General features: G+C 71.0%; 8 protein-coding genes and 1 tRNA gene. 5 read left to right on the forward strand and 4 right to left on the reverse strand.

Annotated elements, in window-relative coordinates; translation table 11 throughout:
• Nucleotides 1-34 precede the first annotated feature (34 nt).
• The 4 genes from ACFY3D_RS00870 to ACFY3D_RS00885 all read right to left on the reverse strand — a co-directional run bounded on the left by ACFY3D_RS00870 (nucleotide 35) and on the right by ACFY3D_RS00885 (nucleotide 4,500).
• Nucleotides 35-1,204, reverse strand: a complete 1,170-nt coding sequence (locus tag ACFY3D_RS00870) for a branched-chain amino acid ABC transporter permease (RefSeq protein ID WP_389973215.1) — start codon at nucleotides 1,202-1,204, stop codon at nucleotides 35-37.
• A complete protein-coding gene (locus ACFY3D_RS00875) occupies nucleotides 1,201-2,169 on the reverse strand; it encodes a branched-chain amino acid ABC transporter permease (protein ID WP_350948194.1) in 969 nt (322 codons plus the stop codon). The genes ACFY3D_RS00870 and ACFY3D_RS00875 overlap by 4 nt, the downstream gene beginning before the upstream one ends.
• Before the next feature lie 218 nt (nucleotides 2,170-2,387).
• On the reverse strand, nucleotides 2,388-3,557 hold the full coding sequence (locus ACFY3D_RS00880; protein WP_362895820.1) for a branched-chain amino acid ABC transporter substrate-binding protein: 1,170 nt from the start codon (nucleotides 3,555-3,557) through the stop codon (nucleotides 2,388-2,390).
• Between the two features lie 340 nt (nucleotides 3,558-3,897).
• Nucleotides 3,898-4,500: a response regulator gene (locus ACFY3D_RS00885; protein ID WP_362895261.1), complete on the reverse strand. Its 603-nt coding sequence runs from the start codon at nucleotides 4,498-4,500 to the stop codon at nucleotides 3,898-3,900.
• Between the two features lie 113 nt (nucleotides 4,501-4,613).
• On the opposite strand from ACFY3D_RS00885, the gene ACFY3D_RS00890 reads away from it, so the two are divergent.
• The 5 genes from ACFY3D_RS00890 (at nucleotide 4,614) to ACFY3D_RS00910 (ending at nucleotide 21,446) form a co-directional block, all read left to right on the forward strand.
• Nucleotides 4,614-4,690 (forward strand) — tRNA-Leu (locus tag ACFY3D_RS00890).
• Nucleotides 4,691-5,017: 327 nt separating this feature from the next.
• Nucleotides 5,018-5,632, forward strand: a complete 615-nt coding sequence (locus tag ACFY3D_RS00895; RefSeq protein ID WP_389973218.1) for a GNAT family N-acetyltransferase — start codon at nucleotides 5,018-5,020, stop codon at nucleotides 5,630-5,632.
• Nucleotides 5,633-5,877: 245 nt separating this feature from the next.
• The gene (locus ACFY3D_RS00900; RefSeq protein ID WP_389974327.1) at nucleotides 5,878-12,702 is read left to right on the forward strand and encodes an amino acid adenylation domain-containing protein; all 6,825 of its coding nucleotides are present in this window, start codon (nucleotides 5,878-5,880) and stop codon (nucleotides 12,700-12,702) included.
• On the forward strand, nucleotides 12,699-15,884 hold the full coding sequence (locus ACFY3D_RS00905) for an amino acid adenylation domain-containing protein (protein ID WP_389973221.1): 3,186 nt from the start codon (nucleotides 12,699-12,701) through the stop codon (nucleotides 15,882-15,884). Before ACFY3D_RS00900 ends, ACFY3D_RS00905 begins: the two co-directional genes overlap by 4 nt.
• Before the next feature lie 348 nt (nucleotides 15,885-16,232).
• Nucleotides 16,233-21,446 (forward strand): amino acid adenylation domain-containing protein, encoded by a 5,214-nt coding sequence (locus ACFY3D_RS00910; RefSeq protein ID WP_389973224.1) that lies wholly within the window; start codon nucleotides 16,233-16,235, stop codon nucleotides 21,444-21,446.
• Nucleotides 21,447-21,575: the final 129 nt, after the last annotated feature.

Below are 21,575 nucleotides of genomic sequence, written 5' to 3' on the forward strand. Positions count from 1 at the left end.
TCCGGATTCACCTCGGCCGGATTCACCTCGGTGCTCACTTGGAAGCCACCTCCTCACCGTGCGACTCGGGCCCGGGAACCTCGGCGCCGAGCGTACCCATCCCGCCTGACCCCTCTTTCAGCTCCGCCTTGCGTTGGCGCGATGGCAGCAGACCCTCCGGACGGAAGATCATCAGCGCCACGAGCACCGCACCGAAGATCAGCATGCGGTATTCCTGCAGGCCGCGGAACCGCTCGGGCAGCCACGCCACCACGAAGGCCCCCAGCATGACACCCGGCAGGTTGCCCGCGCCGCCCATGACCACCGCGGCCAGGATCGTCGCCGACAGCAGGAACTGGAAGTCGTTCGGGTTGATCGAGATGGCCTTCGCCGCCCACAGCACGCCCATCAGGCCACCGATGGAGGCACCGATGGCGAAGGCGAGCATCTTGAAGCGGAACGTCGGCACGCCCATGACCTCGGCCGCGTCCTCGTCCTCACGAATAGCCGCCCAGGCACGACCGACCCGGCTCTTCTCCCAGCGCTTCACCAGGATGATCACAATGACGGCGAGCGCGACCAGCAGGTAGTAATAGGGCCGCGGGTCCAGCACGCCGTACTTGAATGGATCGACCCCGAACACCTCGGAGAAGTTGAAGCCCAGGAAGTGGAAGTCCTCGACGCTCGGCGGGTGCGGGATGCCGCGGATGCCGTTCGGGCCGCCGATCTCGTCGGTGTTGCGGGCGGTGATGCGAATGATCTCACCGAAGCCCAGCGTGACGATCGCCAGATAGTCACCGCGCAACCGCAGCGTCGGAGCGCCCAGGGTGAGGCCCGACAGGGCGCAGATCCCGATGCCGACCAGCATGATGAGCCAGAAGTTCCAGCCCAGTCTGGTGCCGAGCAGCGCCATCGCGTAGCCGCCGACCGCGTAGAACGCGACGAAGCCCAGGTCGAGCAGGCCCGCCTGGCCGACCACCACGTTCAGGCCGATCGCCAGGACCACGTACGTCCCGATCGGGAAGAACAGGATGCTCGCCCAGTCGGTGTAGGGCGACATGAAGGGGGCGAGGCTCTCCGAGGGCAGCAGCAGCGCCGCGACGATCAGGAGCACATAGAGGATCCAGCGCTGCCAGCCAGGTGTGGTCTGCCAGCGATCGTGCATGACGTCACCGAAGCGGCCGAGACCCGTACGGAAACTTGCCAGGGGATTCTTCTGGTTCATGCGCGCGCCTGCTGGAGTGATTCACCGAGGATACCGGTGGGGCGGAACATCAGGACCAAGATGAGGATGGTGAAGGAGATCACGTGTTTCCAGTCGGAGCCGAAGAAGATGGCTCCGTAGTTCTCCACCAGCCCGAGCGTGATTCCGCCGACCAGAGCGCCTCGCAGGTTACCGATACCGCCCAGGACCGCCGCGGTGAACGCCTTGATACCGAAGAGGAATCCGACGTAGTAGTGCGTGTTCTCGTATGAGATCAGGTAGAGCGCTCCCGCCACACCGGCCATGCTGCCACCGACGAGGAAGGTCATCCGCACGACCCTGTTGATGTCGACACCCATCAGGACGGCCGCCTCGGGGTTCTGCGCGGTGGCGCGGATACCCCGGCCGATCTTCGTCCGGTTCACCAGGGCGTCCAGCGCGATCATCATGCCGATGGCGGCGACGATGACGAAGACCTGGTCGACCCGGACCGTGTGGCCGAAGATCGAGAAAAGCTCGGTCCGCTCCATGATGCGGGGCAGGGCCATCTGGATCCTGCCCTGCTCGGGACGGTTGAAGACGTTCGGGATCACCAGGAGCGCGAACAGCTCCTGCAGGAAGATCGAGGCGCCGATCGCCGAGATCAGCGCCGCCAGCCGGGAGGCGCCGCGCTTGCGCAGCGGCCGGTAGGCGATGCGCTCCAGCCCCACCGCGACGGTCGCCGAGGCGATCATGCCGGCCAGGATCATCGCGACGACGAGGCCGACCAGCGCGATGCCCGTGAGGGGAGAGTTGATGCCGAACACGAACGGTACGAGCATCGCACCGAAGGTCCCGATCATGAAGACTTCGGAATGCGCAAAGTTGATCAGCCGCAGCACGCCGTACACCATCGTGTAGCCGAGCGCGATCAGGGCATAGATCGATCCGAAGGAGAGGCCGTCGATCGTCGCCGGCCAGAACAGATTGATGAAGTCATTGAGCACTAGGGTTTACCACTTCTAGCGGGGGTCGCCTGCACGTCCGGGTAGCACACCGCCTCCAGCGGAATCTCGTGGATTCGGCGGAATCCCGTGGACTCTGCGGAATCTCGTGGATTCAGCGGAATCCCGCGGATTCTCTGGAGGCGCGAGAGGAGCGGGAACGCATTCGCGGCGTTCCCGCTCCCCGCGCGTCGGCTACCTAAATCTCCTTCAGCGCTCGACTAGCCCAGCTTGGCCTCGTTGGCCTTGCCCAGCAGGCCGATGGCACCGTCCTTGACCTGGTAGATGTAGATGTCCTTCGCCGAGACCTCACCGTTGGCCTCGAACTTGACCTGCTTCGAGACACCCGCGAAGTCCACCGTGGCGATGAACTCGTTGATCTTGTCGGAAGTGACGTTGCCCGCCTTGATCGCCTCGACGAAGACCGTCGCGGCGTCGTAGCCCTCGGCCGCGTAGATGGCCGGGTCGGCGCTGTAGGCGGCCTTGTAGGCGTCGGCGAAGCCCTTCACCTTCTCGTCGGTGACGTCCGGGGTGGCGATGTAGCAGGGGCAGCCAACGAGGGCACCCTCGGCGTTGTCGGCACCGGCACCGTCGATCAGGCCCTTGTCCAGCGAACCGTCACCGGAGAGGAACTTCGCGGTCACGCCCTTGTCGCGGAGCTGCTTGAGCAGGTTGCCGCCCGCGGCGTAGTAACCACCGAAGAAGATCGCTTCGGGCTTGGACGCCGCGACCTTGTTCACCACGGAGGAGAAGTCGCTCTCGGCCGGGTCGAGCGAGTCGGTCTCGGGCTTCACGCCCTTGGCCTCGAGCTCGGCCTTGACGGCGTCGGCGAGCGGCTTGCCGTACTCGGACTTGTCGTCGATCACGAAGACCTTCTTCGCGGCGACGCCTTCCGCGATGAAGGCGCCGATGCCGGGGCCCTGGACGCTGTCGCTCGGCAGCACGCGGTGCCAGAACTTCCAGCCGTTCGTCGACAGCGCGGCGTTGGTGGCGGAGGCCGAGACGCTCGGCAGCTTCGCCTCCTCCAGCACCGGAGCCACCTGGGCGGACTCACCGGAGAACGCGGGGCCGATCATCGCGACGATCTTGTCGGTCTTGATGGCCTGCTGAGCCAGGGCGACGGCCTTCGACGGGTCCGCCTGGCTGTCATATTCAACCAGCTCGATCTTCACAGCCGGGTTGGTCTTGTTGTACTCGTCAATGGCGAGCTTCGCACCGTTCCTGGGGGGAATGACGATGCCGGCGTTTGCGCCGGTCAGGTCTCCCATGAAGCCAATCTTGACGGTACCGGGGGCGGCAGCACTGGAGCCACCCTCAGCCGGCGTGGCCTCCGTACCACCGCTGCCACAGGCAGCGAGACCGAGGGTGAGCGCCACACCGGCGGCAAGCACTCCACCGAGGCGTGCAGTCTTAAGCCGCAAGGTTGCCTTCCTTTCGCCCGGTCCCTCGTCAGGACCGAGTTCACAGATACCCTTCCCTGGCGGGTGGCCAGGGGTTGTGTCGGTTAGTACAACTAGCGGATGTCACGGGTCGATACAGGACGGCCCACCGTTACCGCTTCGTTATTACACCGATCCTTTTCGGCTATCAGACACAAAAGCCGTGGTCACTGGCGACCTCACGGCTTCCGCGGGGGGCCGTCCCGGCCGTCCGGAGGCCCTCCGGCGCCCCTGAGGCGCGTCCTGCGGCCACCCGACGACCCTCTACCCCAAAAAGGGTCAAAACGCCCGATCAGGCCTCAGGGGCCTGCGTCTCGGGCTCCGTTCCGTCGGTCACCACGATCTGCGCCACCTGTCGCATGCTCAGCCTGCGATCCATCGACGCCTTCTGGATCCATCGGAACGCCTGCGGCTCGCTCCACCCGTGGCGCTCCATCAGCAGCCCCTTGGCCCGCTCCACCAGCTTGCGCGTCTCCAGCCGCTCCGAGAGCGTCCCGACCTCCCGCTCCAGCGCGGCGATCTCCTGATGCCTGCTCACCGCCATCTCGATCGCCGGAACCAGGTCCGACTTGGTGAACGGCTTCACGAGGTACGCCATCGCTCCGGCGTCCCTCGCCCGCTCGACCAGGTCACGCTGGGAGAAGGCGGTGAGGATGAGACACGGCGCGATCCGCTGCGACACGATCTGCTCGGCCGCCGAGATCCCGTCCAGGATGGGCATCTTCACATCCAGGATCACCAGATCCGGCCGCTGCTCCATCGCCAGCTTGACCGCGGACTCCCCGTCTCCGGCCTCCGCGACGACCGCATACCCCTCCTCCTCCAGCATCTCCTTGAGGTCGAGGCGGATCAACGCCTCGTCTTCCGCGATCACCACTCGCCGCTGCGTACTCACGAGCAAGAGAGTACCGACGTCCGCTAGATTGAGACCACGCCGGTGCCCGAGAGTGATCTACTTCTAGGTAAGCTCTTCACTGGTACGTAAGATCCGGACAAAAACGGAAAAATGCCCCGATAGACCAATCGGCAGAGTCGATGGACTCAAAATCCATTCAGTGTGGGTTCGAATCCCACTCGGGGCACCATGTTCGACTCGGCCGTCCGAGGTCGGCCGATGCGGACTTCTCCCGCGCGGCGTCGAGACGCCGGAAAACCACCTGGGGTGGTGACCCCGCCCGTCTCCCGTGAAAACCCCGGAGCCCTCCTCCGGGCGAGTGGGCGAGCCGGCACTCCCGCCCGCCCCCGCGAAAACCGTCGGCCCCGCCCTCCGTCCACCTTCGCGGACCGGCACTCCGAGGCCCGAGGCGTCTGGAGGGACCGGCGACTTCGGCTTCCCAGGCACGAATGCGGGCTCCGTGGGCGGAGTAGGTTGCTCGCAAGTCGTGCGAGACGGCGTAACGGGAGGTGGCGGCATGGAAGCTGCGAGGAACGGCCGGGCCGGGCAAGGTGAACTCGGCGTCGGGTTCGGTGCCGGGCGGGTGCGTCTTCCGGAGCGGGTGAGGCTCAGCGGGCACGGGGTGGTGCTGCGGGAGTGGGAGGACGGCGACCTGACGGCGATGGTGAAGCTGTTCGACGACCCGCAGGTGGCGTACTGGACGCCGCTCGCCTCTCCGTTCGACTTCGAGGCGGCGCGCGCCTATCTGGAGCGTGCCAGGCAGCGGCGGGCGTCCGGGGAGCGGATACAACTGGCGATCACCGTGGACGGAGGCGAGCCGGCCGGCGAGGTGCTGCTGATGATGAGCGGGCTCGGTCTGGACGTCGCGGAGATCGGTTACAGCCTGGGAGCCGCCTACCGAGGGCGAGGGCTCGCCTCGGAGGCGGTACGGGTGATGACGGAGTTCGCCAGGAGGACGGTGCGTGTCTCACGGCTGCTGCTGGAGATCGAGGACGCCAACGCGGCGAGCGTGGCGGTGGCCCGTGCTGCGGGGTACCGCCTCACCGACGCGCCACCGGTCCCCACGGAGGAAAAGGGACGATCAATCATGTTGCGGACATGGGAGTACGAGGAGCCCCAGACTCGCGGATGAGTCGTGTGTGTTGTTGATCTCGACTCGGTCAGACAGATATGTATGAATGTCATTAATCACGAGGAAAGGTAAGCGGTCTGGAGAGATCCGACGCGCTCCCCGGCCGCGGAGCCCGTCTCAGCCCCACCCCCCGAAAGTGAGCCACGTTGACGTCCTCGCCTGGCCAATCCCTGAGCAGCACCCAGCTTTCCGACGCCAAGCGAGCACTACTGGAGAAACGGCTGCGCCGTCGCGCGCCGGACCCGGTGTTCACAATCCCTCGTCGCCCCCCGGGGCGGGGGGCGCCGCTGTCCTTCGGGCAGGAGCGGCTGTGGTTCATGGACCAGTTCGCTCCCGGCACCGCCGCGTACACGATCCCGATGACGTTGCGGTTGACGGGGCCGCTGGACGTCGCGGCGCTGGAGCGGGCGATCGCGGCGGTGGTCGCCAGGCACGAGAGCCTGCGGACGCGTTTCCCCCCCGACGAGGACGGGCGCCCGACCGCGGTGGTGGAGGAGCGGGTCGAGGTACCGCTGGAGAGGGCCGAGGCGAACGGCGAACGGTCCGCGATACGGCTGGTGAGCGACGCGGCCGCGCTGCCGTTCGACCTGGCGCGGGGGCCGCTGCTGCGGACGCTGCTGGTACGGGTGGGCGGCGGGAACGCCGACCCCCCTGGCGCTCCGGACGCGGCGAAAGCCGGGAAGCCGGGAGAAGACGGGATCGCGGAGGACACCGCGGGCGCCGAGGATCACGTGCTGCTGGTGGCGCTGCACCACATCTGCGGTGACGGCTGGTCCACCGACATCCTCGCCGAGGAGCTGGGGGCCTGCTACGCGGGGACGGAGCTTCCCGAGCCGCCGTTGCAGTACGGCGACTACGCGCTGTGGCAGCGGGAACGGCCGGTCTCCGAGGCCGCCCTGTCCTACTGGCGGTCGCGGCTCGCCGGGGTGGTGCCGCTGGAGCTTCCGCTGGACGGGCGACGTCGGGGCGAGCAGACGTTCGCGGGGGCCTCGCACGGTTTCACGCTGGGACCGGAACTGGTGGAAGGGCTGACGCGGCTGGCACGGGAGTCCGGCGCGACCCTGTACATGGTTCTGCTCGCGGCCTACCAGGTGCTGCTCGGCCGGTACGCGCGCCAGGACGACTTCGCGATCGGCTCCCCGGTGGGCGGGCGCCCCCGGCGGGAGCTGGAGAGCGTGATCGGCATGTTCGTGAACGTGCTCGCGATGCGCGCGGACCTGTCGGGCGACCCGGGGTTCCTGGAGCTGCTGGAGAGGGTCAGGCGGACCACGACGGAGGCGTACGAGCACCAGGAACTGCCGTTCGAGCAGCTGGTCGGGGAGCTGGGCATCGAGCGGGACGTGAGCAGGTCTCCGGTGTTCCAGGCGGTGTTCGCGCTGCAGAGTTACGGGCGCAGGGAGGGGACGCGCTGGCCGGGGTTGTCGGTGGAGCCCTTCGACTTCGAGGCGAGGGCGACGCGTTTCGACCTGGAGCTGTTCCTGAGCGAGCAGCCGGACGGGATGGGCGGGCTCTTCGTCTACAACCGCGACCTGTTCGACGCGGCCACGATCGAGGGGATGGCCGCGCAGCTGGAGACGCTGCTGGGAGCGGTGACGACCACTCCGGCGGCGCGGATCTCGGAGCTGGACGTCCTTCCCGCCGAGGAGCGGGACCGGGTGCTGGCGTGCGCGGCGGGTCCCGGGGAGCCGTACCCGGACGGGGCGACGCTGGGCGGGATGTTCGAGGCGCAGGTGGCCAGGACGCCGGGGGCGGTGGCGCTGGAGTTCGAGGACGAACGCCTGACGTACGCGCAGCTGGAGGCGCGGGCCAACCGGCTCGCACACCGGCTGCGCGGGCTGGGGGTGGGGCCAGGCTCGCTGGTGGCGGTGTGCGCGGAGCGGTCGGTCGAGCTGGTGGTGGCGCTGCTGGGGGTGGTGAAGGCCGGGGGGGCGTACGTGCCGCTGGATCCGGAGTATCCGCCCGAGCGGCTGGCGTTCATGCTGGCCGACGCGGCGGTGCCGGTGCTGCTCGCGCAGCGGGCGGTGCTCGACGTAATCCCCGAGGATCCGGGGGGCGCGCCTCCCGCCGGCTCGGTGGACACCCTCGCGGATGCGGAGGCCGCGAGGATGCCCCGGGACGGCGGGATGACGACGGTCGTCCTGGACGATCCGCTGGACGGGCCGGACACGCCCGTGGAGCCGTCGGCGACCTCGGCCGACGCGGCGTACATGATCTACACCTCGGGGTCGACGGGACGGCCCAAGGGGGTGCCCAACACGCACGGGGGCATCCGCAACCGGCTGGGCTGGATGCAGGACGTCTACGGGCTGACCGGCGACGACGCGGTGGTGCAGAAGACCCCGGCGGGTTTCGACGTGTCGGTGTGGGAGTTCTTCTGGCCGCTGGTGACGGGCGCGCGGCTGGTGCTGGCCCGTCCCGGCGGGCACAGGGACGCGGCGTACCTGCGGGACCTGATCGTGGACCGCGGGGTGACGACGGCGCATTTCGTCCCCTCGATGCTCGCGGCGTTCCTGGAGGAGGAGGGCGTCGAGGCGTGCGGGTCGCTGCGCCGGGTGGTGTGCAGCGGCGAGGAGCTCACGGCGCACGTGGCCGAACGCTTCTTCGCACGGCTGCCGGGGACGGGGCTGTACAACCTGTACGGGCCGACGGAGGCGGCGATCGACGTGAGCCTGTGGCGGTGCCGCCCGGGTGACGCGACGGTGCCGATCGGGCACCCGGTGCGGAACACCTCGCTGTACGTGCTGGACCGCCACCTGCGGCCGGTGCCCTTCGGGGTTCCCGGTGAGCTGCACATCGGCGGGACGCAGGTGGCGGTGGGCTATCACGCCCGGCCCGGCCTGACGGCCGAGCGGTTCGTGCCCGACCCGTTCGGGACGGCGGGGGCACGCCTGTACCGGACGGGCGACCTCGTGCGGCTCCGCCGCGACGGCGCGATCGAGTTCCTGGGGCGGATCGACCACCAGGTGAAGATCCGCGGGCAGCGGATCGAGCTGGGCGAGATCGAGACGGTGCTGCGCGGGCTCGCGGGGGTGCGCGAGGCGGTGGTGACGGTGCGGGAGGACGGCGCGCCGGGCGACAGGCGGCTGGTCGCGTACGTGGTGCCCACCGTCGCGACGGCCGGCACGACAGGGGACGATCCGGCGAGGGCGGAACCGAGCGGGACCGCAACCGACAGGACGGCGACAAACGGGACGGCGCCGGGCGAGACAGGAACGAGCGGGACCGCGCCGGGCGGAGCAGCACCGGGCGGGACAGCACTGAGCGGGACGGTGCTGGACGGGGCGGTGCTGGACGGGGCGGAGTTGCGGCGGGCGTTGAAGGTGACGCTGCCCGAGCACATGGTGCCCTCGGCGTTCGTGGTGCTGGACGCGCTGCCGCTGAGCCCGAACGGCAAGCTGGATCGCGGAGCGCTGCCCGCGCCGGAGCGGCGGGCTGCCGAGGCGGCGGGAGCAGGTGCCGAGCCGCGGACGCCGGTGGAACGGGCGATCGCCGACATCTGGCGTGAACTGCTCCACGTGGAGTCGGTCGGCGCCGACGGTGACTTCTTCGAGTTGGGCGGTCACTCGCTCGTCGCGATCCAGGCGGTGGCGCGGATGCGCAAGGCGCTGCCGGTGGTCGGCGGGCGCGCGGTCGGAGTGATGGACCTGTTCAAGCATCCGACGGTGCGCGAACTGGCGGCCCTGGTGGAGCGGCCCGCGGGTCCCGCGGGGCCGCGCAGCCTGCTGTACGAGCTGACCAGGCCGGGACCCGCGCTGATGACGTACGTGTGCATACCGTACGGCGGCGGCAGTCCGCTGATCTTCCAGCCGCTCGCCGACGCGCTTCCCGACGGGTGCTCGCTGCACGCGCTCGCCTTCCCCGGGCACGACCCCGGGTTGCCCGACGAGGAGACCAGGCCGATCGACGAGGTCGCGGACCTGTGCGTGACCGAGATCCTGCAGAACGTCGAGGGCCCCCTCGCCCTGTACGGGCACTGCGGCATCGGCGGCGCGCTCGTGGTGGAGGTGGCGCGGCGGCTGGAGGAGCGGGGCCGCGCGCTGGAGGCGGTGTACATCGGGGCGATCTTCCCGTTCGCCAAGCCCAGGGGCAGGATCGCCGGGCCGCTGGCGCGGCTGACGCGCTACGACCGGTTGCGCGGCGACCGGGTGTACGAGAACCGGATGAGGTCGATGGGCACCGACATCTCGGGGCTGGACGACGAGCAGATCCGGTTCATGGTGCGCAACCAGCGGCGTGACACCCTCATCGCGGAGGAGATCTTCACGCGAGTGCTGGCCGAACGGGTGGAGCGGCTGCGGGCACCGGTGATCTCGGTGGTGGGCGAGCAGGACCCGACGACCGACTACTACCAGGAGCGTTACCGGGAGTGGCACTTCCTGAGTGACACCACGGCGCTGGTGATCCTGGACGAGGCGGGCCACTATTTCCTGAAATATCGTGCTGCGGAGCTGTCGGAGATCCTCACCAACACCCACATCGCGATGGGGTACGGCGCGGCCGGCACGCTCGACCGGCCCTCGCGGGGCCCCGGGGCCGGCTGGTGGGTCGAGGAGGTCTCCGTCCTGTCCCCCGCCCCGGATCCGGAGAAGGACGCCGCCGCGCCCGGGGAACCGTCCGCCACGAAGGAGGAGATCACCGCTCCCAGGGAGGCATCCGCTCCCGATCGACCAGCCGTACAGGAGAGACCGCCCGCGCGAGAGAAACCGGCCGCGCGGGGGAATCCGGCCGGGACCACGGCGCGGGGCGGGACGCGGATGAAGGCGCCGCCGCCGAGCCTGCGGCGGTTCCTGGTGGTGGCGGGGTTCCAGCTGGTGTCGATGGTGGGCACCGCGGTCACCGACTTCGCGATCCCGGTGTGGATCTACCTGACCACCGGGTCACTGGTGGACTTCGCCCTGTTCGTCGCGTTGTCGATCATGCCGGGAGTGGTGATCGCGCCGCTCGCGGGGGCGATCGTCGACCGGTCGAGCCGTCGCTCGATGATGATCCTCGGCAACTGCATGGCCGGGGGCACCCAGCTCGTCCTGGGCGCCCTGTTCTGGACGGGCACGCTGGAGATCTGGCACATCTACCCGCTCACCGCGTGCCTGTCGATCGCGCTGATCTTCCAGCGGCTCGGCTTCACCACCGCGCTCCCCCAACTCGTCCCCAAGGAGTACATGGGGCACGCGGCCGGGGTGGTGCAGATGGTGATCGGCACCGCGCAGTTCGCCGCACCGCTGCTGGCCGTCGCGCTGCTGTCCGGCATCGGCCTGGGCGGCATCCTCGTCGTCGACGTGGCGAGTTTCCTCCTGGTGCTGGGCGCCCTGCTGCTCATCCGCTTCCCCGACACGATGGCGCACTCGCCCAGGGAACCGCTCTCGAAGGAGATCGCGCAGGGGTTGCGGATGTCGATCGGCAACCGCCACCTGCGGGCGGCGATGATCTACTTCGCCTCGCTCAACGTGATGCTCGCGGCGCTGCTGCTCTCGATAACCCCGCTGGTGCTGTCGTTCTCCACGCTGACCGTCGCCGGGCAGATCTCCTTCGTCGGCGGCCTGGGCGGGGCGCTGGGCGGCATGGTGATCGCGCTGTGGGGCGGGCCGAAGCGGCGGCGGATGCGCGGGGTGATGCTGGCGACGCTGGGACTCTCGGTCTTCGCGGTGATCACCGGGTTGCGGCCCTCGGCGTGGGTGGTGGGCATCGGGGCGTTCGGCCTGTGGGGCTGCCTGTCGATCGTGAACGGCACCTTCCTGACGATCATCCACACGAAGGTGCCCCAGCGTTTCCACGGCCGCGTGCAGTCCCTCAACCAGATGGTGTCGTGGTCGACGCTGCCGATCGGCATGGCGGTGGTCGCGCCGCTGGGCGAGCGACTGCTCAACCCGCTGCTGGTGCCCGGCGGCGCGCTCGCGCCGACGGTCGGCTCGGTGATCGGCGTCGGGCCCGGCCGTGGCGTGGCGCTCATGTACATCGTGCTGGGCCTGGGCATCGCGGTGCACGTGCTGATCTCGATGCGCACGCGGGTGCTGTCGACGTTCGACGACGAGATGCCGGACGCCCCTGCGGACGACCTGGTCGGCGCCCAGATCCTGCGGGAGCGGGCGGGCAACCGGGTGAGCGTGGCCTGGACCGCCCCCGCGTTCGCCAAGGCGATCACCATGCCGCTGTCGCCGGAACGCGCACAGGTGCTGCTGCGCACCCCGTATCCGGACGCGGAGGTGCGGGAGGTCGTGCTGCGGACCGGCGGGGAGATCAGCGCGGTGTACGAGGTGAGGTGCGCCGACCGCGACCTCATCGTGAAGATCTACCCCGATGTGCTGACGGCGCGGCTGCACAAGGAGGTGCACGTCTACGAGCTGCTGCGCGGCAGCGGCGCCTCCTGTCCCGAGATGGTGCACTGGGACGTCTCGCGACGCGACCTGCCGCACGCGTACGCGGTGATGACGAAGGTGCCCGGCCGCCCGCTGTCGGAGGTCTCCGGCGGGCTCTCGGCTGCGGAGATCGCGGGTCTGTACCGGGAGATGGGCCGCACGCTGCGGGCGATGCACGGGGTTCGGGTGGAGAGGTTCGGGCCGATCGACGGGCCGCAGGAGAGCTCCAACGAGGCGTACGTGGGCGGGCAGCTGGACCTGAGGCTCGCGCAGTTCGTCGAGTTCGGCGGGGATCCCGAGCTGCACGCGGAGCTGAGCGCCCACGTGCGGCGCGACCGCCACCTCCTGGCGCGCTGCGACGCGCCCGTGCTGTGCCATAACGACTTCCACGAGCGCAACGTCATGGTCGCCGGGAGCGAAGGCCCCGGTAGCCCGCTGCGGATGACGGGGGTCATCGACATGGAGAACGCGCTGGGCGGCGACCCGCTGATGGACCTGGCGCGGACCGACTACTTCGCGGTCAGGGGTGACGCGGAGCGTCGGCGGTACCTGCTTGAGGGGTACGGCGACCTGCCCGGCGACTGGCCGGAGCGCCTCGCGTTCTACCGGCTCTGCCACGCCCTGGAGCAGTGGCACTGGCTGGCCACCCTGGGCGAGACCGCCGCCCTGCCCGTGATCGCGGAACAGCTTCGTGAGTGTCTCAAGGAGAAGGTGTGACAGACGTCTTTCCCGCCTCGTTCGCCCAGGAGCGGATCTGGTTCCTGCACGAGCTCCTGCCGGACCTGGCCGTGTACAACATCCCCGTCCGACTGGAGGCGACCGACCTGCGGCCGGTGGACCCCGATCTCCTGGAGCGGGCTCTGGCGGTGCTCGCGAACAGGCACGAGTCGATGCGGACGTCGTTCGAGCTGCGCGACGAGCAGGTCGTGCAGACGATCGCGGACCGGGTGCCGGTCTCGGTGGCCAGGACCGATCTTTCCGGGCTGCCCCCGCGGGAGGCGGCCGAGGAGTTCGAGCGGGTCGCGGCGCGGGAGGCGCGCGCGCCGTTCCGGCTGGACGAGGCCCCGCTCTGGCGGGTGCGGCTGGTGACGATGGGCGGCGAGGAGTGCCGGCTGCTGCTCGTCCTGCACCACACGATCTTCGACGCCTGGTCGTCGACCATCCTGTGGCGGGAGCTGGTGGAGGTCTACCAGGCGCTGCGCGAGGACCGCGACCCCAAGCTGCCCGAGCTGGCGATCCAGTACGCCGACTACGCGGTCTGGCAGCGCGACCGGCTGGGCGGCGGCGAACTGGACGGCGACCTGGCCTACTGGCGGGAGCGGCTGCGCGGCAGCGTACCGCTGGAGCTGCCGTCCGACCGGCCGCGCCCCGCGGAGATGAGATACACCGGCTCGGTGCTGGACTTCGCGGTGCCGGAGGAGCTCACCGAGCGGGTGGGCGCGCTGGCGAGAGGGCGGAACACCACGCCGTTCACGGTGCTGCTCACGGCGTTCTCGGTGTTGCTGGCGCGCTGGAGCGGGCGCGATGACGTCGTGGTGGGCTCCCCCGTCGCCGGGCGGGAGTTGCCGGAGCTGGACGCGCTGGTCGGCATGTTCGTCAACACGCTGCCGCTCCGTACCGACCTGGGCGGCGACCCCGCGTTCGACGAGGCGCTGGACCGGGTCCGCACGACCGTGCTCGAGGCGTTCGACCACCAGAACGTGCCGTTCGCGAAGCTCGTGGAGGCGGTGAGCCCGCCCCGCGACCCTGGCAGGACGCCGCTGTTCCAGGTGGGGTTCAACCAGATCGCGGTGGACGCGCGCGGCCGGTACGGCAACGGCACCTCCAAGGCCGATCTCACCATGGAGCTCCACAATCCGGACGGCAGGCTGGAGGGCTGGGTCGAGTACAGCACGGACCTGTTCGACGAGGACACGATCCGCCGCCTGGTGTCGGCGTACCTGACGCTGCTCGGCGCGGCCGTCGACGACCCGGGGCTGCCGATCTCCCGGCTGCCGCTGCTGGACGGGGCCGAGCGTGCCCGTCTGCTGTCCTCCTGGCACGGCCCCGAGGCCGCCTACCCGCAGCGCTGCCTGCACGAGCTGATCGCCGAGCGGGCGCGGCGGACGCCGGACGCCCCCGCGGTCGTCTCCTCGGAGGGGACGCTCACCTACGGGCGGCTTGAGGAGCGGGCGAACGCGCTGGCCCGGCGGCTGCGCGAGCGCGGGGTGGGGGCGGAGAGCCCGGTCGCCGTGTGCCTGCCGAGGAGCGCCGAGCTGATCGTGGCGCTGCTCGCGGTGTTGAAGACCGGCGGCTGCTACGTGCCGCTCGACCCGGAGTATCCGAAGGAGCGGCTGGGGCTCATGCTGGCCGACTCGGGGACCCGTCTGCTGCTGACCCGCGCGACGCTGGTGGAGCGGCTGCCGTCCAACCATCCCCCGGCGATCCTGCTCGACGCGATGCCCTCGGGCGGAACGTCCGAGTTCGTCCCCGACCCCGTCTCCCCGGACTCGCCCGCCTACGTGATCTACACCTCGGGGTCGACGGGGGTGCCCAAGGGGGTGGTGGTACCGCATCGCGGGGTGGTGAACCTGGTCACCGCCCTGGGGTTCACCGAGCGGGAGCGGATGCTGCTGCTCACCTCGCTGTCGTTCGACATCGCCGCGCTGGAGATCTTCGGCCCGCTCACGGCGGGCGGCGCGGTGGTCCTCGCTCCCCCGTACGGCACGGGCCGGCTGGGCGAGCTGGTGGCGGAGGCGGGGGTGACGACGGTGCAGGCGCCGCCGTCGGTGCTGGAGGAGATCCTGGAACGGCTGCCCGCGGGGCTGCCGCGCGTGTTCAGCGGCGGGGAGCCCCTCCCGGTGTCGCTCGCCGGGCGGATCCACCGGGTCACCGACGAGCTGTGGAACCTCTACGGGCCGACGGAGACGACGATCTGGTCGTTCGCGCACCGGGTGCCGAAGGGCACGGAGTCGATGTCGATCGGCATGCCGGTCGCGGGCACCACCGCGTACGTGCTGGACGAGGCGATGGAGCCGGTGCCCTCCGGTGTGGTGGGGGAGCTGTTCCTGGGCGGCGACGGGGTCGCCCGCGGCTACCGGGGGCGGCCGGGGCTGACCGCCGAGCGGTTCGTCCCCGACCCGTTCGGCCGGGGTGGGCGTCTCTACCGGACGGGCGACCTCGTGCGGCGGCTGCCCGACGGCACCCTGGAGTTCCTCGGACGCGCGGACGACCAGGTGAAGGTACGGGGGGTGCGGATCGAGCTGGGCGAGGTGGAGGCGGCGCTGGCGGCCCACCCGGGGGTGCGCCGGGCGGTCGCCGCGGTCAGGGACGACGCCCCCGGCGGCCGGGCGCTGGTCGCGTACCTGGACATGGACACGGACGCCGAGACGGACGCGGGCACCGGGGTGAGCCCGGCCGCGGGCGCCGGGAGGGGCGCGGAGGCGACGGCCGGGGAGCTCAGGGCGTTCCTGGCGACGCGGCTGCCCGCCACGATGGTGCCGAGCCTCTTCGTGCCGGTACGGGATTTCCCGAAGCTGCCCAACGGCAAGCTCGACCGCGCCTCGCTGCCCTCCCCCGTCTCCGAGGAGGTCCCGGCGGCACCCACGAGACCGGGCACGGCGAGCGAGGAGCTGGTGCACGAGATCTGGTGCGAGGTGCTGGGCAGGAGCGGCATCGGGATCGACGACGACTTCTTCGACGTCGGCGGGCACTCGCTGCTCGGTACCAAGGTCGTCGCCAGGATCTGCTCGACGGTGGGCGTCGACCTGCCGCTCAACGCCCTGTTCACCACGCGCTCGGTCCGCGGGCTCGCGCTGGTGGTCGAGGAGTGCCTGGCCGCCGAGATCGACCGGCTCACGGACGAGGAGGCCGAGCGGATCGCCGAGGAGTACGACCACAATGACGGCGGGGTGAACTAGGACCGAAATAGGCATTTAGGACACTTGCTCTTGGTAGCCTCCGGCCACGTCCGGTGTCCACGGAGTGAGACGCTTCACGACGCACGGAAGCGGTAGGTCACCTTCCGTTCACCGGATCGCCACCAACTGCGGCGATCCCGGAGCGTCACGGCGCTCGAAGATCTTCCCCTACGGCCGAAACCGGCATTACGCCACACGTTTAACTTTCAATCCTTGACTGTCCGATGACGCAAATAATAGGAATGACCTGGCTTATTGCTTGTGAATACTTGGCAGGGCAAAAACCCTGTTTGGGGCTATGGGGGGTGGATGCTCGAAGCGATGCGGGGGGACTCGTCGTCCGCCTCTTTGCCCGGTCCGTCATTCACCTCACCGGCTCCCGCGCCCGTCGCCTGGACGACCGGGCCACCCCACATCGCCCCGGACGCGCTGCTGTGCGACCTGATCGTCGCCCAGGCGGCGCGTACGCCCTCCGCGCCGGCGATCCGCCAGTGGGACGTCGGCCTCACCTACCGCGACCTGGTCGACGCCGCCACCACGCTCGCGCTGCGATTACGTGCCCTCGGGGTGGGCCCTGAGGATCGGGTCGGGCTCTGCGCCCGGCGCACACCGCTGATGACCGTCGCCGCCCTCGGCATCATGATGGCGGGCGGCGCGTACGTCCCTCTCGACCCCGCGCATCCACGCCGGCGACTCGACGAGGTCCTCGACGACGCGGGCATCGCGGTCGTCGTGGCCGACGGCCACGGCCGCGCGATGCTGGACGGATGCGGGCGCCCCCTGGTCGAGCCGGACACGGGCGTCGCGGCCGTGTCCGAAATTACTTCCGGAACCGCCTCTAGGCCCTCTGCCGTAACGGGGACGGGAAGCGGCGAGAACGTCGGCGGCGGTCCTGCGCTGCCGGGGAACGCCGCCTATGTTCTGTACACGTCCGGATCGACCGGGCGGCCCAAGGGCGTGGTGGTGAGCCACGCCTCCGCGGTCGCGTTCGCCTCCGCCGCGACGGCCCACTTCGGCCTGGACGGCACATGCCGGTCGATCGCGTTCTCCGCGCTCGGCTTCGACGTCTCGGTGCTCGACATGCTCGCGCCGCTCACCGTGGGCGGCTGCGTGCAGCTGGTGCCGGACGAGGACAGGACCGACCCGGCGCGGCTGCAGCGGTTCCTGGAGGCGCACGACGTCACCTGGGGGTTCATCCCGCCCGCACTGCTGCCGCTGGTCGACCCGGCCCGGCTGCCGCACCTGCGCGACCTGATCACGGCCGGGGAGCCGCCGGGTCCCGAGCAGGTGGCCCGCTGGTCGGCGCACACCCGTTTCCACAACTGGTACGGCCCCACGGAGACGACCGTCTGCGTGGTCGGCACCGAGCTGTCGGGGACCTGGGAGCGTTCGCTGCCGATCGGGCACCCCCTGCGCGGCTGCCGGGCGCACGTCTTGGACGAGGACATGCGCGAGTGTCCCGTCGGCGTCCCCGGCGAGCTGTACATCGGCGGGCCTCAGGTGAGCCGCGGCTACCTGGGCCTGCCCGGCATGACGGCCGAGAGGTTCGTACCCGACCCCTTCGAGTCCGCGCCCGGCGCGCGGCTCTACCGCACCGGCGACCACGTCGCCTGGCAGGCGGACGGCCGGATCGCCTTCATGGGGCGGCTGGACCGGCAGGTGAAGATCCAGGGACAGCGGGTCGAGATCGGCGAGGTCGAGTCGGTGGTGCGGGCGCACCCAGAGGTGACGCAGGCGGTGGTCGACGCCCCGGGCGAGCTGGTCGCCTACGTCGCGCCGCTGGACGCTCCCGGGCTCGCGGCCCTGCGGGTGCACTGCGCGGGCCGGCTGCCGATCTACATGTTGCCCACCCGCGTGGTGCACGTGCCCGCCCTGCCGCTGAACTCCTCGGGCAAGGTCGACCTCGCCGCCCTGCGCGACCTCGCCGGGCAATCCTCAGGCACCTCCCGGAACACCACCCGCGACCGGGACGGGGACACCGCAGGGGGCACGGCCGGCAACACGGCTCGGGGTACGACCGGCGGCGCGGCCGGACTCTCGGGGCTCTCGGGGCTGGCGGCGATCTGGGCGCGGGTGCTCGACGCGCCTCCCCCCGGCCCCGACGACGACTTCTTCGAGCGCGGCGGGCACTCGTTGCGGGCGATGCGCCTGGTGTCGGCCATCAGGGCGGAACTCGGCAGGGACGTCTCGGTCGAGGACGTCTACACGGCCCGCACCTACGGCGCCCTCTCGTCCGGTGTCGAGAACGCCCCCCTCTCCGACGTCGAGAACATCCTCTCGTCCGGCGTCCAGAACGCCGGCGCGCGGGACGCCGCGCCGGCGGGAGAGACCCCGCCTGCGAAGACTTCGGCGAGCTCGGGGGGCTCGGCGCCCCCCACGCTGTCGCCCGCGCAACGACGCATGTGGTTCGTGGAGCGGCTCGCCCCCGACACCCCCGCCCACAACATCGCGATGGCCGAGCGCCTACGCGGCCCGCTGGACCACGGCGCGCTGCGCAGCGCCCTGGAGTCGGTGGTGGCGAGGCATGAGACGCTGCGCTGGCGGATCACCTCCCGCGACGGCGTGCCCCACGTGTCGGTCGTCCCGCCGGGCGAGGTGCCGCTCCCGCTCGACGACCTCTCGGCGCTCGCCCGTCCCGAGGCCGCTTCGGAGACGACTCCGGGGAGCACGTCGAAACCGGCTTCGGAGAGCGAGCCGGAAGCGGTTCCGGAGACCACGCTGAAGACCGCTCCGGAGAGCACACCGGAGGCGGCTCTGGAGACCGCACTGCAGAAGGCTCTTGAAACGATTCTGGAGACGGAGGCGCGGACGCGGTTCGACCTGGCGCGCGATCCGCTGCTGCGAGCCAGGCTGATCCGGCTGGCCGACGACGACCACGTGCTCGCGGTGACCGCGCATCACATCGTCTTCGACGGCTGGTCCCAGGACGTCTTCTACCGTGACCTGAGCGCCGCCTACCGAGGTGACCTCCAAGGGCCGGCGGGTGCGTCCTTCGCCGACTACGCGCGCTGGGCGAGGGAGCGGTCGGACGGCGACGGGGTCGACTGGTGGCGTGAGCACCTGAAGGACGCCCCGATGGTGCTCGACCTGCCCAGGGACACCCCGCGCCCTCCCGTCCAGACTTTTTTTGGAGCGCTCCGGACAGCGGAGATTGACAACGAGACCGCAGATCGCGTCAGGCGGCTCGCGGTCCGGCTGGGGGTCACCCCGTACCCGGTGCTGCTCGCCGCCTTCGCGCAGCTGCTCTCCAGGCTGTCCGGGCAGCGGGACCTGCTCGTCGGCACCCCGTACGCCGACCGGGGGCACGTCGCGTTCGAGTCGCTGATCGGCATGTGCGTGCGGATGCTGCCGCTACGGCTGCGTCAGGACCCCGAGGTCTCGTTCGAGGAGCACGTGAGGCGCTGCCGCGACGAGCTCGCCGAGGTCGTCTCCCACGGGGACGTACCGCTGGAGCGCGTCGTGGAGGCGCTGCGCGTCCCGCGCGACCTGGGACGCAACCCGGTGACGCAGGTGCTGTTCAACATGTACAACTTCGCCGAGGCCAAGCTGGACCTGCCCGGGTGCGTGACCGAACCGCTGCCCGCCGGGCTGCCTGGCGCGCTGTTCGACCTGACGATGTACGTCAGCGAGCGCGGCGACGGATACGCCCTGCAGCTCGTCTACAACCCCGACCTGTTCTCCGCCGCCAGGATGGACGCCCTGCTGGCCGGTTACGCGCACCTGCTGGGCGACCTGCTCGCCGACCCGGGGCAGGCGGCGCGCGAGGCCCGGCTCACCCCGGGAGAACCTGCCGCCGCGCTGCCGGTCTGGGACGGTCCCGGGCCGCTGGACACCCTGCACGGCGACGTCGTGGTGGAGGGAGCGGGGCGGAGCCTGGGACACGCGGACCTCACCGCGCTGCGCCACCGTACGACCTCGGCGCTGCGCGCGGCCGGGGTGGAACCCGGCCAGGCGGTCGCGGTGCTCGCCGCGCGGGTTCCCGAGCTTCCCGGGCTGCTGCTGGGGGTGCTGGCCACCGGGGCCCGCTGGGTGATCCTCGACCCGGCGCACCCGGCTCCGGTGCTGGCCCGCCAGGCCGCCGCCGCCGGCGCCGTGGCGGCACTGCGCTGTCCGGGCGCGCCCCCTCTGCCGGGTCTTCCGGAGATCGCGCTCCCGGAGACCTCGCCGCCGGGAACCACGCCGCACCCCGAGCGGGGCTATCTCTCGCTCACCTCGGGGACCACCGGCGACCCCAAGCCGGTGGTGACCGGTGAGGGGCCGCTCGCCCACTTCGTCGCCTGGTACGCGGCGACCTTCGCGGTGACCCCCGCCGATCGCTTCGCCCTGCTGTCGGGCCTGGCGCACGACCCCGCGCTGCGCGACGTGTTCGTACCGCTCGCCACCGGCGCCTGGCTGTGCGTGCCGGAGGGCGAACTGCTGCGCGACCCCGTCCGGCTGGTCGCGTGGCTGCGCGAACACCGCGTCACCGTGGCGCACCTCACCCCGCAGCTGGCCAGGATGCTCTGCGGGACCGGCGCGGTGCTGCCCGAGGTGCGGCTGGTGGCGACCGGCGGCGACCGGCTCACCCACGCCGACGCCGCGCGGCTGCGCCGCCTCGTCCCCGCCGCCCGGCTGGTGGCCTTCTACGGCACCACCGAGACCCCGCAGGCCCACGCCTGGTACGAGATCCCCTCCGGGGTGCGTGAGAGCGCCGAACCCGTCCCCGCCGGACACGGCATCGAGGGCAGCGAGCTGGTCGTGACCGCCGAGCACGGCGGCCGGGCCGGGGTGGGTGAGCTGGGCGAGGTGGTCGTCCGCAGCGCCAACCTGGCGAACGGCTATCTCGACGCCGAACTCACCCGGCTCCGCTTCACCGGTGACGCCTTCGCCACCGGCGACCTCGGCCGCCTCAACCCCGACGGGACCGTGACGATCGCCGGACGGCGCGACGACCAGGTGAAGATCCGCGGCTTCCGGGTGGAGCTGGGCGAGGTGGAGGCGGCCCTGTCGGCCCACCCCGAGGTCCGCGCCGCCGTCGCGGTGGCCGACCGGGACGAGCGGCGCGAGACGGTGCTGCACGCCTACGCGGTGCCGCGCAGGCCGGGTCCGGCCCCGCCGGGGCTGCTCGACCACCTGCGCGCGGTGCTGCCCGAGCACGCGGTGCCCGCCGAGGTGTTCGTGGTTCCCGCGCTCCCGCTCACCCCCAACGGCAAGGTCGACCGCGCCGCGCTGCGCCGGCCCGTGTCCCGGCCGGGAGGCGAGGCGGGCGGGGAGGTGTCCGGCCCGACCGAGCGGGCCGTGGCCGAGGTGTGGCGGGCCGTGCTCGGCGTGCCTCGGGTGGGGGCGGCCGACAACTTCTTCGAGATCGGCGGCCACTCGCTCGCGATCGCCGCCGTCCAGGCCCGCCTGGGCAAGGCCCTCGGCAGGGAGATCCCGATCGTGGACCTGTTCCGCCACCCGACCATCCGCGCCCTCGCCGCGCACCTCGACGGCGCAGGCCCCACCGCCGGCCTCGACCGCGCCGCACGGCGGCTCGCCGTACGGCGAGACCGCCTCAAGGACCGCTCAAGGAAGCCGAGCTGACAACCGCACGATCCCCCGTATCCGACCTCGAACCGACGTCCGCCCCCCTCCGGCCCTCGCGGCCGGACCGGCCCCCGTCCCCCCGCCCTCTTCCGCGACCGGGGCGGCGCCCCGACCGGCGACCGCACG

It is taken from the genome of Streptosporangium sp. NPDC000509, from assembly GCF_042898365.1.
In the GTDB taxonomy this organism is placed as follows: domain Bacteria; phylum Actinomycetota; class Actinomycetes; order Streptosporangiales; family Streptosporangiaceae; genus Streptosporangium.